The following is a 16985-nucleotide window of genomic DNA, read 5'->3' on the forward strand; positions in this document are numbered from 1 at the left end:
TTATTCGGCGGCGTCGCAGGAACTTTCCGTCTCATCGACAGCGTTGGGGTCGCCTGGAGCCGTTTCACAATTGAGGTCTGGAAATGCGATAACACGCATGCCGTGGAAATCGGTTCGCAAAACCAGCAGGTCGCGCTCTTCGAAATAGGTTAGCAGGCGGCGTGCGCGCCGGGGCGAATGACTCCCATATGTTCTGGCAAGTGCTGCATCGGAGGGACAGGGCGCGCCGGCAATTGCCGCGCGCGCGACCACGAGGAAGACACCTTGCAAATCCTGCGGCAAACTCTCCGACAAATTGAGCGCGATGGGCCAAGCTTCATCATTTGCAGTTGTTTGATCTGCACCGGCGCGCGCTACGGCAAGTTTCCGGCGAAAAGCCGTCAGGTTCAGTGCCTCGCCGGGGACGCGCCGGATACGGCAGCGAACAAGAAAGTCCTGATAGAGAACGGCATCGGTGCGAAAGGCCGCGTCGGGGTCTTCAAGAATTTCGCGCATCACGGAACTGATGCCGGTGTTGCGCTCTGCCTCATCAATGATGGCAAAGACTGGCTCCTCAGTGAGTTCCGGTGCCGGTTGCGGGCGCGAAAGCTGGGCGATCAGTTCTGCGGCGGGCATGGGTTGTGGAGGCGTACGGCGCACGGGAAGGCGATTTTCCTCAGGTCCGGGAGTAAAAATCAGGTCGCGTGTATCTTCCGTGGTTTCGGGCAAGGGCATCAGCTTCGGGCTGACCGAGCGGGCCGAGGTTTCTACGCTGCCGATGGTAACAGGCAACGGCCTGCGCGAGATGGCGGGGCCCAGTGCCACGAAATGGCCGCGGGCAAGATCGCGAAACATTTCCGCCTGCCTGCGATCCATGCCAAGCAGATCGGCGGCGCGCGCCATGTCGATATCCAGAAAGGTGCGGCCCATCAGGAAATTGGAGGCCTCGGCTGCGACGTTCTTGGCAAGTTTTGCCAATCGCTGCGTGGCAATGACACCGGCAAGCCCGCGCTTTCGCCCCCGGCACATCAGGTTGGTCATCGCGCCAAGTGAAACTTTGCGCGCGTCGTCGGAGACTTCGCCGCCAACGGCGGGCGCAAAGAGTTGTGCCTCGTCAACGACAACCAGAACTGGATACCAATATTCGCGCTCGGCATCGAACATGCCGCCGAGAAAAGCGGCTGCTGCCCGCATTTGCTGCTCGACGTCCAATCCTTCAAGGTTGAGAACCACCGAAACGCGATGTTGGCGAATGCGTCCGGCAATTCGGGTCAACTCGGCTTCGGTGCGCTGGGCATCGACAACGACATGGCCGAACCGGTCCGAAAGCGTGACGAAATCGCCTTCGGGGTCGATTATGCATTGCTGGACCCATTGGGCACTTTGTTCGAGCAGGCGGCGAAGTAGATGCGACTTTCCCGATCCCGAATTGCCTTGAACGAGCAATCGGGTTGCCAAAAGTTCTTCCAGATCCAGAAGGGCAGGCTTCATCTGGGAAGCCATTCCCATGTCAATGTCGACCTTCATCGCGCCTCCTTTGCGGAGCTAACCTCCTAACACCCTGCCTACCGGATGCGAACCATTGGCGTGTGATTCCCACAGGCGCTTTGGTCACACCCCTTGTGTCTGACGCAAAGCGGCAATAGTCGTCGCAAACAGTGCAAGACTGGCCTGACAGTTTCGCTAGTGGTAGACCCTGCGCTTCAGGCAGATTGGTGCGATGCCGTTATTCCGCGAGGCTTTGAACGTTGAAAAAATATTCTGTATTTGCCATCGCCCGCGAAGCCATGCGTGGCCACAAGGGGTGGGAAGAACAATGGCCGTCGCCCGAGCCACGTAACGAATACGATGTCATCATCATTGGCGCTGGCGGTCATGGTCTGGCAACAGCCTATTATCTTGCCAAGGAACACGGCATCACCAATGTGGCAGTTCTGGAAAAGGGCTGGCTTGGTGGCGGCAATACGGGGCGCAACACCACCATCATCCGTTCCAACTATCTTTATGATGAATCAGCGGGCATTTATAATCATGCGCTGAATTTGTGGGATGGTCTGTCGCAGGACCTCAACTACAATGTCATGTACTCAGCGCGCGGCGTCATGATGCTTGCGCACAATGTGCACGACGTTCAAGTGTTCAAGCGCCATATCCATGCTAACCGGTTAAATGGCGTCGATAATGAGTGGTTGACGCCTGAGCAAGCCAAGGAATTCTGTCCACCGCTCAATATTGCCCGCGATGCGCGCTATCCCGTTATGGGTGCGGCGTTGCAACGCCGCGGCGGCACGGCGCGCCACGATGCTGTGGCCTGGGGGTATGCGCGGGCGGCTTCGGCGCGCGGCGTTCACATCATCCAGAATTGCGAGGTTACCGGCATCAAGCGTGCGGCCAATGGCGCGGTTGCCGGCGTGGAGACTTCACGCGGTTTCATCGGCGCGAAGAAGGTTGGCGTTGTCGCTGCCGGTCATTCCTCGGTCCTCATGAACATGGCCGATGTGAGAATGCCGCTGGAGAGCTATCCGCTTCAGGCACTTGTGTCGGAACCGGTCAAGCCGGTAGTGCCTTGCGTGGTGATGTCGAATACGGTTCACGCCTATATTTCCCAGTCGGACAAGGGTGAACTCGTGATCGGTGCCGGTACGGATCAGTACATCTCCTATTCGCAAACCGGTGGTCTTCATATTCTCCAGCACACGCTCGATGCGATTTGCGAAATGTTCCCGATGTTTACGCGCATGAAGATGCTGCGCTCATGGGGCGGTATCGTCGATGTGACGCCGGATCGGTCACCGATCCTGGCTAAGACGCCGGTACAGGGTCTGTATGTGAATTGCGGATGGGGTACGGGCGGGTTCAAGGCGACCCCCGGCTCTGGCAATGTATTTGCCCACACCATTGCCCGCGACGAACCGCACCCGATCAATGCGCCGTTTACGCTGGAACGTTTCCGTACAGGCCGCCTGATCGACGAGGCTGCTGCCGCAGCCGTCGCGCATTAGGGAGGAACACATGCTATTGATCCACTGTCCCTATTGCGAAGAAGAGCGCCCGGAACTCGAATTCCACAATGCCGGTGAGGCGCATGTCGTGCGCTCTGCCAATATGGCTGGCGAAAGCGATGACGACTTCGAAAAATTCTTCTTCATTCGCACGAACCCGAAGGGCATCATCTATGAACGGTGGCGTCATCTGCACGGCTGCGCGCGGTTCTTCAATGCAGTGCGCGATTCCGTGACCGACAAATTCATCATGACCTACAAGGCCGGCGAACCGAAACCGAAGAAGCTTCCGGGAGCCGCTAAATGAGTGCGTCAATGCGTATTTCCGGCAAGGGTCGGCTGACGTCGGCAAAATCGACCCGCTTCACCTTTGACGGGCAAGCTTATACGGGCGTTGCGGGCGATACGCTTGCATCCGCCCTGCTTGCCAACAATGTCCACCTTGTCGGACGCTCGTTCAAATATCACCGTCCACGCGGTATTTTATCCGCCGGCGCGGAAGAGCCAAATGCGTTGGTGTCTGTCGAGCGCGATGCGGCTCGCAAGACGCCGAATATCCGTGCAACGGTGCAAGAAGTTTACGACGGGCTCACTGCCCAGTCGCAGAACCGCTGGCCGTCGCTTTCGTTTGACGTTGGTGCTGTAAATGACATCGCATCGCCGTTGTTTTCGGCCGGGTTCTACTACAAGACATTCATGTGGCCGAAAGCGGCGTGGAAAAATCTCTACGAGCCGAAGATCAGGGCAGCGGCCGGTCTCGGTGTTGCGCCTGATCAACCCGATCCCGATCACTATGCAGCGCATTACGCGCATTGCGAGGTGTTGGTGCTGGGTGGCGGCGCTTCCGGTATTGCGGCGGCACTGGCTGCTGCCGAAACTGGTGTGCGAGTCATTCTCGTTGATGAACAGCCTGAGCTTGGCGGGTCGCTGCGGTTCGAGAGCGGGGCGACCATAGGCGGACAATCCGGCTGGGAATGGGCACAGGCTTCGGTCGCGAAACTGGCGGCAATGGACAATGTGCGGGTGCTGGCGCGGACCACGGCATTTGGTTATTACGCGCAGAATTTCGTCGCACTGGTGGAGCGTGTCAGCGATCACCTGCCAAATCCCGGCTCCGATCTGCCACGTGAGCGGTTGTGGCAAGTTCGCGCCAAGCGCGTGGTGCTGGCTACCGGTTCGATTGAGCGCCACATGGTCTTTGCTGACAATGACCGGCCGGGCATCATGCTTGCCTCGGCGGCGCGAGCCTATCTCAACCATTATGGCGTGGCTGTCGGCAAAAATGTCGGCGTCTATACGGCCAATGACAGCGCCTATGCCGTCGCCATTGATCTGAAAAAAGCTGGCGTCAACATAGCAGCCATTGTCGATATGCGGGAGAATCCCGCAGGGGCGGTTGTTGACGAAGCACGATCCCTTGGGATCGAGATCAATGATGGTCGTGGTGTCGTGCGCGTTGGTGGCAAGCTGCGCATTTCGTCGATGACGATCCAGCCGAAAAGTGGCGGCAGCGAGCGGACTTTCGAGGTCGATGCGTTGTTGATGTCGGCTGGCTGGACACCATCGGTTCACCTGTTTTCGCAGTCGCGCGGCAAAGTCGCGTTCAACGATGAGGTCAAGCGCTTCCTGCCCGGCACCTACGCACAGGATTGCGTGTCGGTTGGAGCCTGCAAGGGCACGGACGGCCTTGGCGAGTGTCTGGACGAGGCCTATGCGGCAGGTGGAAAAGCGGCAAAAGAAGCTGGCGGCAAGGTGGTGAAAGCTGCCAAGCCAAAGGTTGATGCCAGCGAGAACTGGTCACGCGGTATGCTGGGCTCGGGACCGGGTGCCGGCCCGGGAACAACCGTCAAGGCCTTTGTCGATTTCCAGAATGACGTTACGGCCAAGGATATCCGCCAAGCCGTCCACGAGGGTATGCGTTCGATCGAGCATGTCAAACGCTTCACCACCAATGGCATGGCGACCGATCAGGGCAAGACGTCCAATATGCATGGTCTGGCAATTGCCGCAGAAGAACTTGGCAAGGCGATCCCCGAAGTCGGGCTGACGACATTTCGTGCGCCTTATACGCCGGTGACATTTGGCGCTATCGTTGGCCATGCGCGCGGCAAGCTGTTCGATCCGACCCGATGCACGGCAACACATGGCTGGGCAGAACGCCAAGGTGCGGTGTTTGAAGATGTCGGCCAGTGGAAGCGCGCCTGGTATTTCCCCAAGGCTGGCGAGAACATGCATGCTGCCGTTGACCGCGAATGCGTGACAGTGCGCAAGGCTGCCGGAATGTTCGATGCCTCGACGCTTGGCAAGATCGAAGTGGTGGGACCCGATGCCGCGACGTTTATGGAGCTGCTCTATACAAACCCGTGGCAGAAGCTGGATTCGGGCCGGTGCCGCTACGGCGTGATGCTGCGTGAAGACGGTTTCATCTATGATGACGGTGTTGTCGGGCGTCTTGCTCCCGACCGGTTTCATGTGACGACGACGACCGGCGGTGCGGCGCGCGTGATGAACCATATGGAAGACTATCTCCAGACCGAGTTTCCGCATCTGAACGTCTGGCTGACTTCGATTTCGGAACAATGGTCGGTCATCGCGGTTCAAGGGCCGAGATCACGCGATATCATCGCGCCATTTGTCGAAGACATCGATATTTCGGATGAAGCCTTTCCGCATATGTCGGTGCGCGAAGGTAAAATTTGCGGGGTGCCGACGCGGCTGTTTCGTATGTCGTTTTCGGGTGAACGCGGCTTTGAGGTCAATGTTCCCGCCGACTACGGTGAGGCGGTCTGGGAAGCGTTGTGGGGGGAGGCTCAAAAGCACGGAGCCTGTGCCTATGGAACGGAAACCATGCATGTGCTGCGCGCCGAAAAAGGTTACATCATTGTCGGGCAGGATACTGATGGCACCATTACGCCGGATGATGCCGGGCTCAATTGGGCCGTAGGCAAGAAAAAGACCGATTTTGTAGGCATTCGTGGCATGAAGCGTCCCGATCTGGTCGCTGCAGGGCGCAAGCAATTGGTGGGTCTGAAGACGAAAGACCCCAAGATCGTTCTGGAAGAAGGTGCGCAAATTGTTGCAGACCCGAAACAGGCGATACCGATGAAGATGATCGGACATGTCTCGTCAAGCTATTGGTCGGAAAATTGCGGGCATTCGATAGCGCTTGCTCTGGTCGAAGGCGGGCGCGAGCGCATGGGTGAAACGCTTTATGTGCCGATGCCGGATAGCACGATCGAGGTGGAGGTGACGGGCATGGTGTTCTTCGACGCAAAGGGAGAGCATCTCAATGGCTAAAGCTGCGACAAAAAAGACCGTTCCCTCCAAGGCGGCAGCATCAGTTGAGCGTCGGCCGGCGCTGGCCGGGCGGGAAGTGGCCGCGCCGGGTGTAAAGGTTTCGCTCCTGCCACCCGCCGAGCGGATTTCTCTAAGAGCACCGGAAGCTTCGATCGGCTCCGTGTCGCGCGCGCTTGGGGTGACATTGCCGCAAAAGCCGAAGACCTCCGCGACAAAAGGCGGGCGAACTGCGCTGTGGCTTGGGCCGGATGAATGGTTTGTCTTCGACGAGGCGGCAAAAGACCCATTGGTCGATTGTGGCAAAGCAAAAGCCATGCATTCGGCGGTTGGCATTTCGCACCGCAACGTGGCCATTGCCGTCACTGGCCCCGGTGCCGAAGTAACGGTCGGTGCAGGCTGCCCGCAGGATTTGTCACTTGCGGCCTTTCCCGTTGGCGCTTGTTCGCGCACCGTACTGGGAAAATCGGAGATTTTGCTTTACCGTGCAGATACCGACAGCTTCCGCGTTGAGTGCTGGCGTTCATTCAGCGATTATGTATTTACTTTCCTGTCGGAAGCGGCGCGCGACGCAACCGCCTAAGCCAAGTTAACGTTTGCTGACGGCGCGTGTGCATTGGTTCGAGGAGAGTTTCAATGGCCGGTTCGTCAAAAGGCGTTTTGCCACTGAAGTCGCAAAAGTCTGCGGCTGTGCACTCACTTGAGATAGAGCAGCAAGACGAAAACGCGATTGACGATGAAGAAGAGCTGGAATCGGGCCTTGAAGGCACCTTTCCAGCCAGCGATCCGATTTCGGTTATTTCGACCTTGATCACGGGACGACCGGAGCGAAACCCGAAGAAATAGCTGTCTGCTACGCGGGCTGATTTTCTGGCTCGACGAAGGTCAGCGTCAGCCAGCGCGCGGTCAGGGCCGGTTTCTTCGATCCCTCAAGTTCCACAGTTACGTCATGTGTTGCCTGTATCCAGCCAGAGGGGCGCGCTTTCACATCAGAAAGCACGAAACGGGCGCGAATGCGCGACCCGGTTTTGACCGGTGCCAGAAAGCGGATCTGGTCGAAGCCGTGGTTGACCCCCATCGTGCTTTTCTCAACTGACGGCAGGGTTTCGAAAGTCATGGCCGAAAGCAGTGACAGGAGCAGAAAGCCATGCGCGATGGTGCCGCCAAAAGGCGTTTCACGCGCTGCCCTCTCGGGATCACAATGAATGAATTGATGATCATCTGTCGCATCGGCAAACTTGTCGATCATCTCCTGCGTGACAATGCGCCACGGGGAAACGCCCACTTCCTTGCCGGCGCTTGCCAGCAGGTTTTCGAGAGTGATCGGCTCCATTTACTGTCTCCTGTGGGGCCGTTGCTGACAGCCTAAAGCGTATCGCGATTAAAGGGATTCATGCAGGGCGCTTTAAGTCCTTGATTTTGTGCATATCGTTGTCCCAAAACCGCAGTACACTTTTGGGCGACATGCACTAGTCCTTGAACAAGGTCATGCCATGCTGCACCGATTGTCCTCCGTCAAGCGGCAGAATCGCACCGGTGATGTAGCTACCTGCCCGGCTGCACAGATAGAGCGTTGCGCCGGCAATGTCATCCGGGCTGCCAATGCGGCCAAGCGGAACATGGTTGCCAACATGCTTTGCCTTTTCTTCGCTATCAGTTGCAAAGGCGGTCATACGGCTTTGAAAGGGGCCAGGTGCGAAGGCATTGACCGTGATGCGCCGCTTGGCGAATTCATTGGCCAGAGTGCGGGTGAGGTGATGAACCGCGCCTTTTGAGGCGGTGTAGGAATAGGCATCGTCTGCCAGCGGCTGTGTGCCCATTACCGACCCCAAATTGATGATACGAGCAGGATCATCATCGCTGGCTGCGAGATCGAGAAGAGGCAATAATTCGCGCGTCAGGTGAAAGACAGCCGTGACATTGATGGCGAACACCTTGGCCCATGCGTGATAGGGAAAGCTTTCCAACGGCGCGCCCCATGAAATGCCAGCATTGTTGACGAGAATATGAAGGCGCTTGGTTCGGCTTTTGACTTCGTTGACCAATGCGGCAATGCCATCTTCGCTGGAAATGTCGGCGGCAAATCCTTCGGCGCGGCCTTTACCGCCAAGTGCGTTCAATTCTTCTGCGACCTTTACGCAATCCTCGCCTTTGCGCGATGCAATCATCACCGAAGCGCCGCCTGCGACCAGGGCGGTTGCCGTCATGCGTCCGATGCCGGTTGCCGCACCTGTTACCAGCGCGGTTTTTCCTGCAACCGAAAACAGGTCTTCAACTATGCTCATCCTGACGCTCCCGTGTGCGAGTGGTTCAGCTTTTGATGAATCACTGAATCATTCCAAGTGGATGTTTTACGCGATCGAGGGCGAAAAACCGATGAGCACTCTGTCTGGAATCGCTCCAGTGGTCTACTCGGCTGGCTCGATGTCGTTGTAAGCGGCTTCCTCGAGTTCGCGATTGAGCCTTGCCTCCTCATGGGTCTTTGGCGTTACGAAGCGACCAAGCAGGAGGTAGGCGACCGGTGTGAGAAACAGAGTTGAAACGGTTGCCAGACCCAGGCCGCCAACCATGACCCAGCCAAGTGCGATACGTGCTTCTGCGCCTGCGCCACTGGCAAGCACAAGCGGCAAGCCGCCAAGGACGGTACAGATCATTGTCATCATCACCGGGCGCAGGCGGATGTTGGACGCCTGCTCAATTGCTTCACGAACGCCTAGCCCACGATCTCGCAACTGATTGGCGAATTCGACAATGAGAATGCCATTCTTGGCCATGACGCCGACGAGAAGCACAAGTCCTATCTGGCTATAAGCATTGAGGCTGGTGCCGGTCAGGATCAGCGCGAAGATGGCGCAGGCCAAACCCAGCGGTACGGTCGCCATGATGATGATGGCGCTGACGAAACTTTCGAACTGTGCTGCCAGCACCAACAGGATGATCACCAGCGCAAAGCCGAAAATCGTCACCATGCCGCTGTTGGTTTCGCCAAGTGTTGCGGCTTCGGCCAGCGGCAGGAGCCGTGCGCCGGAAGGCAGCAAAGGCGTTGCGATCTGTTCGGCACGGTTCAATGCGTCGCCAAGCGCAAAATTGCCGCTTAGATTCGTGGTAATTGCTACTGATGGCTGCTGCTGTTCGCGCGTCAGCGAAGGCGGTACGGCCTTTTCGGTCAGCGTGGCGATCGTTGACAGCGGTACGAAACGTCCATCGCCTGTCTTGAGGAAAATATTTTCCAGATCAGTCGGATCGTTGATCGGATTGGTCGTCGATACCAGCTTCACGCCATAGCTGCGGTCGCCGATATAGACAACGCCGATGTCGTTTCCGTCGAGCATAGCCTGCAAGCTATTGGCCAATCCGGTGATGTCGATGCCAAGATCGGATGCGCGCTGCCGGTCTATGGCGACGGAAAGCTGAGGCTGTGTCGGATCAACGGACAATCGCGGTTGCTGGAAGCGCGGGTCGTTTTGCATTTCGTCGATGATCTTGCTGGCGGCTTCGCTCAATAATTTGCGATCATTACCGACCAAAGCGAATTGCAGACCATTGCCGGCACCGCGAATTCCCAGACTGTTGGGCTGAATCGGAAAGACCCGCACACTTGGTACCTGTTTCGACAGGTTTCTGATCTCGGCGACGATTTGTTGCTGGCTACGCACGCGTTGATCCCAGGGGGCCAGGGTCGCGACCATGAATCCTGAATTGTAAGCCCCTCCGCTACCGGCAAAGGCGAAGGTTCTTTCGATTTCGCCAGATGTGCGCATAGGTTCGATAAGGCTCTCGATCTTGCGCAATTGCTGGGCGGTGTAATCAAGGCTGACGCCTTGCGGGGCACTGATGCGCAACAGAACGACAGCCCGGTCTTCTGTGGGGGTAAGTTCTTGCCGGATCGTGCCGAAAAGGGAAAAGGCTGCACCTGCGAACAAGACCGCGATGAGAACGACGATGAGCGGGGCATTGAGGCAAGCGTGCAGGCAGCGCCGATAGAGAGTGCCCAGGAAGGTGCCAATTCGACCGCCAATGCCGCTATGATGTTCTTGTGCGTGCGCTGCCTTTCTCAACAGGCGCGAGGCAAGCATCGGGCAAAGTGTGAGCGCAACAATGCTCGACAAAAGCACCGACATGGCAAGGACAAAGCCGAATTCGCGAAACAGGCCGCCTGTCTGTCCCGGAAGGAAGGATATCGGCACGAAAACAGCAACGAGCGTGGCGGTCGTGGCCATGACAGCAAAGAATACTTCCTTGGCGCCAAGCACCGCTGCGGCACGAGGTCCAAGTCCCTGATTGCGTCGGCGCACGATATTTTCCAGAACGACGATAGCATCATCGACAACGAGACCTGTGGCGAGCACAAGCGCCAACAGGGTCAAAATATTGATCGAAAAGCCGGCCAGATAAATCGCCGCAATTGTCCCGGTCATGGCGACGGGCATCGAAAGGGCTGGAATGAGCGTGGCGCGCCAATCGAGCAGGAAGATGTAGATGACGATCAACACAATGCTGACCGATAGAGCCAGCGCAATCTCGACTTCATGAACGGCACCGTTGACGAAAACCGCATCGTCACTGGTGACCTTGATCGACATGTCTTGCGGCAGGTTTTCCTGAAGCTTTTCGACCGCGGCTCTGACGCCCTTTGAAATCTCGAGCGTATTTGATTCTGCGGCGCGCACGATGCCCATGCCGATGCCGTTCTTGCCATCGGAGCGCAGCGTACTTTGCCCGACATCGGGTCCAAGTGTTACGGTTGCAACATCGCCGATGCGGGTGGAGCCACCGATGAAAATTTGTTCGAATTCGGCTGGCGTCGAGACGTCGGCGGTCGTGCGAACGATAAGGTTCTGGTCGGTGGTCGTGATCGAACCGGCGGGTGTATCGAAGGCAACCGAACCAAGTGCACGGCGTAAATCTGCGACCGTGTAGCCGAAACTCGACAGTTTTGCCTGATTGACGTCGATGCGGAATATCTTGTCACGATCACCGTAAACCTGAACATCGGCAACGCCGGGGACTGCGGCGATGGTGTCTTCGATGCGGTCTTCGACAATCACGGTCATGTCTTCAACGGACATGGCATCGGATGTTACCGCCAGGCGCATCACAGGGGAGGAATTGGCGTCGGCCTTGACGATGCGTGGGGTGTCGGCCTCATCGGGCATCTGGTTGGCGACGCGCCCGACAGCATCGCGCACATCGGATGCCGCGACGTTGAGGTCAACGCCGTCGCTGAATTCGATGGTGACGCGGCTGCGCCCGAAAGATGACGTCGAGGAGATCGACTTTACCCCAGATATGCGGGCAACCGACCCCTCAATGACGTCGGTCAATTCCCGGTCCACGGTTTCGCCAGCGGCACCCGTGAAATCCGTGTTGACGGAAATTACGGCGCGGTCGACGTCAGGCAATTCGCGCACTTCGACGCCATAAAAGGCGGCAAGCCCGGCAACGGCAATGAGCGTATTGAGGACAAAGGCAAGTACCGGACGGCGGATGAAAAGTGCTGTCAGGCTTTTTTCGCCACCCTTGATATTTTCACTCATGATCGATTTCCAATCATGAGTCGTTTGGGCCTGCATCGACGACTGGACCACCGTCGCCACCCGCTATGTCCACACCACCGCCGTCGCGGACATTCTGGACGCCTTCGGTTACAATGATGGCGTTGCGCTTTATCGGTGCGTCTACCAGCACGTTTTCCGTGTTGCGCTGGATGATGCGCACCGGTACGCGTTTGGCTTTTCCAGCCTCGACAGTCCAGATGAAAGCCCCGTCAGTTCCCCACTGGATCGCCAGCGGGCTGACTGCGGGATAAGAGTCGCCGGGGAACTGCATGGTGACTTCAAACGACATTCCGGCGCGCAGGGAGTCCGCCGGATTGGCAATCGTTGCCTGCACCCAAAGCGTGCGGCTTTTCTCATCGATACGGTTGTCTATAGCCGAAACCGCACCTTTGAATGTCGTGTTCGGGTTGGCCAAAGGGGTAGCTTCAATGGCTGCGCCGATTTTCACGGCTGGCACGAAGCGTTCGGGTACCCAGAAATCCACCAATATGCTTGAGCGATCATCGACTGTTGCAATCGTCGACTGACTGGTCACATAGTTTCCCGCCTCTATCGGCAATATCCCGACGATGCCGGCAATCGGTGACGTTATCGAGCGGCGATCAAATGCGACTTGCGCATCATGGACCGAAAGTTCGTCGTTGCGTTGAGCAAGCTCGGCATCTGTCAATTGAACCTGTGTCGCTGCATTCGATGATCTGAGCGAGCGTATTCGTTTGACTTTGGCGGCACTGTCATCGCGTGCTGCCTTGGCGCGTTCCAGCGCAATCGTCTCGGTTTCGGAATCAAGTTTTGCGATGACTTGGCCACTTTCGACATGTGCGCCCGATTGAACCAGAAGCTTTTCAAGCCGACCGGAGCCATAGGGCGTGACGGCAACAGTGGCATTGGCACGCCCCGAGCCGATGGTCTGCAAGCGATCATTGATCGTAGCAAGAGTTGCGCTTGCGGTAACGACCGTCGCTTGGGGCCGGTTGGACGGTCTTTGCCAGCCGTTTTCGCTGTACTGATCGAACCCGTCTCGACCTTGGGTGTCGAGGCTTGCGCCCATTCAATACCCCAGCGGTTCAGCATTTCTGGTGCGCCGGGGAAAAATCGAACCCACGCAAAAGCGGCAGCCACGAGGATGGCGAATGAAATTAATATCTGCTTCCAGGCGGTCATCGGCACTCCGGTTCACAACAAGACCCTGCGTTTGCCGGCCTAGAGCGGTTTCGCTTCTTTTCGAATGGCGAACCCGCTGTATCTTTTAGGTTTTCCGCAATTCCGGTTCGTCAAATCACACGACGAGGCACAGCTCGTGATGGATAAACAAGCACAGCATATTGCTCTTATGGCAATTCTACCATGTTCATGCACATTAATTCTACGTAACGTTGGAATTCTACGTAACGTTGGCTATCGCAAATCTTCCATACTGCGGATGCGTAGGGCGCTTTCCGGTTCAAGCTGACGGGTAACAGCGTCGATCAACGCCTCAGCGATCACGAATAGTGTGGCTGATGAGTCCCATGCGGACGGCACGGCGGTCCGCCCGGCTATGACGTGACGGGCAAAGCGCGAGATTGGCGACAGCCACTGGTCCGTTACCAATATGATCTGAACTCCGCGCTGGTGCGCCTTTTCGGCCAGGTGCAGCAAGCTGTCCTGATAACGCCTGATATCGAAGATGAGGAGGACATCGTGCTTTCCCATGTCGATCAAGCGATCACGCCATATGCTTTCCTGTCCCGACAGATGGAAAACGTTGCGGCGGATGATGGTCAGATGGGCTGCCATATAGCGGGCAAGAGGGTCGGAAAAACGGCCGCCGATGAGAAACATATGCCCACGCCGGTCAGACAATTTTGCTGCAACTTCAGCCAGTTGACGCTCGGATATATGCATGAACGTCTCGTGGAGATTGTCGAGCGTGGCCTCCAGCATTGGCGATACCGTTCGTGAACCCGATGATACGGGCGAAAGGGTTCTCGATGCCGGTGATTGCAACTGTTCGGCAAGCTCATCTTGCAAAGCCGCCTGGAATGCCGGGTAATTATGAAACCCGAGACGCGCGACGAAACGTAGAATGGTTGGTGATGAAACGCCCGCCTGCTGCGAAAAATCGGCGACCGTTTTTAAGCCGATCAGCGGATAGTTTGCGATCAATGTCTGGGCCGCCCGGCGCTCGCCGGCAGGCATGGCGTCGATACGCTTGGAGATCAGCTCGGCAATGTTGGTGGCCATGTTATCCCCACTGTGTCTGCTGCGTGGCCGCTTTCGTCAAAACCTGTTTGACAAAGCTGAACAATATGTATGAAATCATCCAGAAATAAAAATTCCTGTACGTCGAGTACCATATGGTACAGCTTCGGAGAGAAAGGCAAGGCTATGGAAATGGCACGGCCTGACGGTGTAGGCGCTCCGAATCCCGTCAGGGTTACAAATGCTGATGGGGCAAGCCGTTATGTGCTGGTTTGTGACCACGCCTCGAACTTCCTGCCGGCCGAATTTGGCACGCTTGGCCTTGATGCTGGCGAATTATCCCGTCATATCGCCTGGGACCCCGGCGCACTGCCGGTTTCACGCTTAATGGCGGATGCGCTGGATGCGCCACTGATTGAAAGCTGCATCTCGCGCCTTATCATTGATTGCAATCGGTCGCTCAATGCCTCGAACCTTATTCCATCGGTCAGCGAAACCACCAGCATTCCCGGAAATGTAAATATTTCTCCAGAGGAAAAGCAGGCTCGCATAGATATTGCGTGGCGTCCGTTTCACGCTGCGATTGAGCAAGTCGTCGATGAGCGCTTGGCTGCGGGGCGCGAAACGCGGCTGGTTTCCATCCACTCCTTTACGCCGGTTTACATGGGTGTGTCGCGTCCGTGGCATGTCGGGATCATTCACGACGACGACCGGCGCATCGCTGATCCCTTATTGAAGGGGCTTGAAAGTATCGAAGGCGCTGTTGTCGGCTCCAACGAACCTTATTCTCCGGCAGATCAGGTGTATTTCACGCTTGAGCGCCATGGCCGTGCGCGGGGTCTTGCCTGCGCGATGATCGAAATCCGCAACGATGAGATTTCCGATCAAGCCGGTCAGCGCAAATGGGCGGATGTTCTGGCGGCAATCCTGAGCGAAGTGGAGTTCGCAGCTCAACCTGTCGTGGAACAAGCTGGAACGCATGAGTGATGTTTCACCATTGCATCATGGAAAACCTTGATCGGAGCAATGAAACGGGAAGAAAAGACCGCATCAGGAATGCAAATGACGGATTGTTTATAGAAACGCATATCTGCGGTTAGTTGGAGACCTTTTTGCCAAAAGCAATCAAAACATATGTCCGCATTGTCGATACCATGAGTTGGTATACGGGTATGTTTGCCATGTATCTGGTGTTCGTGATGATAGGCATTCTCACCTATGCCTCCATCATGAAGGTGTTCTTTCTGCCGTCCATCTGGACGGTCGAGATGGCCCAGTTCATCATGGTCGCCTATTTCACGCTTGGCGGCGCTTATACGTTGCGCGAGGGCGATCATGTCCGCATGGATCTGATCTATAGCGGCTTCACCATTCGCGGGCGGGCAAGGACCGATCTTTTCACGTCCTTCGTGCTTATCGGCTTTCTGGTCGCTTTGCAGATCGGCGGGATTTCGTCACTCATCTATTCGTTTCAGTATGGTGAGAAAAGCTTCTCTGCCTGGGCACCGGTGATGTGGCCGGTGAAAGTTGCGCTCAACCTCGGCATCTTCTTCACGTTGTTGCAGGCGATATCACTCTTCTTCAAGGACTGGGCCATCTTGAAGGGAGAACCCCTCGCGTGAGTTATGAACTGATCGCAGCCCTGATGTTTTCATCGATGATGCTGCTGCTTTTGACGGGGCAGCGGGTTTTTGCAGTCATCGGTTTCGTGGGTGCTGCGGCTGCAATCCTGTTGTGGGGCAATGGCGGCATCGAACTGCCGTTTACGGCCATCATCAAGGTGATGAAATGGTATCCGCTGCTCACCCTGCCGCTGTTCGTTTTCATGGGTTACATGCTGGCCGAATCCCGGATCGCCGATGACCTTTATAAAATGTTTCATGTCTGGTTCGGACCGGTGCGCGGCGGGCTGGCAATCGGCACGATCCTGATGATGGTGATCATTTCTGCGATCAACGGCTTGTCCGTTGCGGGTATGGCCGTGGGGGCAACGATCGCGCTGCCGGAACTTTTGCGGCGCGGCTATGACAAGACCATGGTGACGGGGGTCATTCAGGCGGGCTCGACGCTGGGGATTCTTGTGCCGCCAAGCGTCGTGCTTGTGCTCTATGGCATGATTGCGCGCCAACCCGTTGGCAATCTCTGGATGGCAGGTGTCTTTCCTGGCCTTTTGATGGCGTCTCTGTTCATTTTGTACATTACGGTCCGGTGCTGGTTTCAGCCGGAGCTTGCGCCGCCACTACCGAAGGAAGAACGCGACCGTTATTCGTTTGTCGACAAGCTGAAACTGGGGCGGGCCGGTCTTATTCCATTGGCAATCTTCATTGCCATGACGGGGCTGTTTCTCACCGGCGTCACCAGTCTTGTCGAGAGTTCAGCCGTCGGCGCGGTGTCGTCTCTGATTGCGGCATGGTTGCGTGGAGGATTGAACAAAAGGGTGCTGCACGACACGACGCGCAAAACGCTTGGCATCTCGTGCATGTTTTTCTGGATCATTACAGCCGCACTCTGCTTTGGCGCGGTGTTCGATGGACTGGGTGCCGTAAAATCGATCGAGAACCTGTTTCTGGGCGACATGGGGCTGGAGCCCTGGCAGGTGCTGGTTCTGATGCAACTCACCTTCCTTCTCCTGGGTGTGTTCCTCGACGATACGGCAATGCTGGTCATCGTCGCGCCGCTGTTCATTCCGCTGGCTGCTGCACTCGGTTACGATCTTGTCTGGTATGGCGTGCTCTACACGATCACATGCCAGATCGCTTATCTGACGCCGCCGTTTGGCTACAATCTCTTTTTGATGCGTGCCATGGCGCCGCCTGAAGTCACATTACCGGACATTTACCGGTCGGTGTTCCCGTTTGTCGGGATCATGCTGCTTACGTTGTTGCTCATCGGGGTGTTCCCGGAGATCGCGACGTGGCTGCCGAACTACGCCTACTCGAAATGAGAAACGAAACATCCAACGAGAAGG

At 56.8% G+C, this 16985-nt stretch carries 14 protein-coding genes; 8 read left to right on the forward strand and 6 right to left on the reverse strand.

Annotated elements, in window-relative coordinates:
• Positions 1–1506, reverse strand: coding sequence for a helicase HerA domain-containing protein (locus tag AC0L7S_RS11550; RefSeq protein ID WP_473471036.1), 1506 nt, complete (start codon positions 1504–1506; stop codon positions 1–3).
• Positions 1507–1727: 221 nt separating this feature from the next.
• Between AC0L7S_RS11550 and AC0L7S_RS11555 the strand changes: the two genes are divergently transcribed.
• From AC0L7S_RS11555 to AC0L7S_RS11575, 5 genes are read left to right on the forward strand one after another with little or no spacing between them, the layout of a single operon-like run.
• Entirely contained in the window at positions 1728–2981 is a 1254-nt protein-coding gene (locus AC0L7S_RS11555) for a sarcosine oxidase subunit beta (RefSeq protein WP_473471037.1), read from the forward strand.
• A gap of 10 nt (positions 2982–2991) precedes the next feature.
• Positions 2992–3288, forward strand: coding sequence for a sarcosine oxidase subunit delta (locus AC0L7S_RS11560; RefSeq protein ID WP_473471038.1), 297 nt, complete (start codon positions 2992–2994; stop codon positions 3286–3288).
• Entirely contained in the window at positions 3285–6278 is a 2994-nt protein-coding gene (locus AC0L7S_RS11565; protein WP_473471040.1) for a sarcosine oxidase subunit alpha, read from the forward strand. The genes AC0L7S_RS11560 and AC0L7S_RS11565 overlap by 4 nt, the downstream gene beginning before the upstream one ends.
• Complete coding sequence (locus AC0L7S_RS11570) at positions 6271–6858, forward strand: sarcosine oxidase subunit gamma (RefSeq protein ID WP_473471041.1); 588 nt, start codon at positions 6271–6273, stop codon at positions 6856–6858. The genes AC0L7S_RS11565 and AC0L7S_RS11570 overlap by 8 nt, the downstream gene beginning before the upstream one ends.
• 53 nt (positions 6859–6911) lie before the next feature.
• Entirely contained in the window at positions 6912–7121 is a 210-nt protein-coding gene (locus tag AC0L7S_RS11575; protein WP_473471043.1) for a hypothetical protein, read from the forward strand.
• A gap of 7 nt (positions 7122–7128) precedes the next feature.
• On the opposite strand, the gene AC0L7S_RS11580 is transcribed toward AC0L7S_RS11575, so the two are convergent.
• From AC0L7S_RS11580 to AC0L7S_RS11600, 5 genes are all read right to left on the reverse strand, one after another.
• Entirely contained in the window at positions 7129–7608 is a 480-nt protein-coding gene (locus AC0L7S_RS11580) for a MaoC family dehydratase (protein WP_473471045.1), read from the reverse strand.
• A 136-nt stretch (positions 7609–7744) separates the two neighbouring features.
• Positions 7745–8560 (reverse strand): SDR family oxidoreductase, encoded by an 816-nt coding sequence (locus tag AC0L7S_RS11585; RefSeq protein ID WP_473471047.1) that lies wholly within the window; start codon positions 8558–8560, stop codon positions 7745–7747.
• Positions 8561–8683: 123 nt separating this feature from the next.
• Positions 8684–11812 carry an efflux RND transporter permease subunit gene (locus tag AC0L7S_RS11590; protein WP_473471049.1) on the reverse strand — a complete coding sequence of 1043 codons (3129 nt, stop codon included), beginning with the start codon at positions 11810–11812 and terminating at the stop codon, positions 8684–8686.
• A 13-nt stretch (positions 11813–11825) separates the two neighbouring features.
• Positions 11826–12884: an efflux RND transporter periplasmic adaptor subunit gene (locus AC0L7S_RS11595; RefSeq protein WP_473471050.1), complete on the reverse strand. Its 1059-nt coding sequence runs from the start codon at positions 12882–12884 to the stop codon at positions 11826–11828.
• Between the two features lie 347 nt (positions 12885–13231).
• Positions 13232–14059, reverse strand: coding sequence for a MurR/RpiR family transcriptional regulator (locus AC0L7S_RS11600; RefSeq protein WP_473471052.1), 828 nt, complete (start codon positions 14057–14059; stop codon positions 13232–13234).
• 144 nt (positions 14060–14203) lie between these two features.
• Here AC0L7S_RS11600 and AC0L7S_RS11605 point away from each other — a divergent pair, with 144 nt between their 5' ends.
• From AC0L7S_RS11605 to AC0L7S_RS11615, 3 genes are all read left to right on the forward strand, one after another.
• Positions 14204–15004 carry an N-formylglutamate amidohydrolase gene (locus AC0L7S_RS11605; RefSeq protein WP_473471054.1) on the forward strand — a complete coding sequence of 267 codons (801 nt, stop codon included), beginning with the start codon at positions 14204–14206 and terminating at the stop codon, positions 15002–15004.
• 125 nt (positions 15005–15129) lie between these two features.
• Positions 15130–15639 (forward strand): TRAP transporter small permease subunit, encoded by a 510-nt coding sequence (locus tag AC0L7S_RS11610; RefSeq protein WP_473471055.1) that lies wholly within the window; start codon positions 15130–15132, stop codon positions 15637–15639.
• On the forward strand, positions 15636–16961 hold the full coding sequence (locus AC0L7S_RS11615) for a TRAP transporter large permease (protein ID WP_473471057.1): 1326 nt from the start codon (positions 15636–15638) through the stop codon (positions 16959–16961). The genes AC0L7S_RS11610 and AC0L7S_RS11615 overlap by 4 nt, the downstream gene beginning before the upstream one ends.
• Positions 16962–16985 lie beyond the last annotated feature (24 nt).

The organism is Mesorhizobium sp. G2-6-1 (assembly GCF_055809095.1).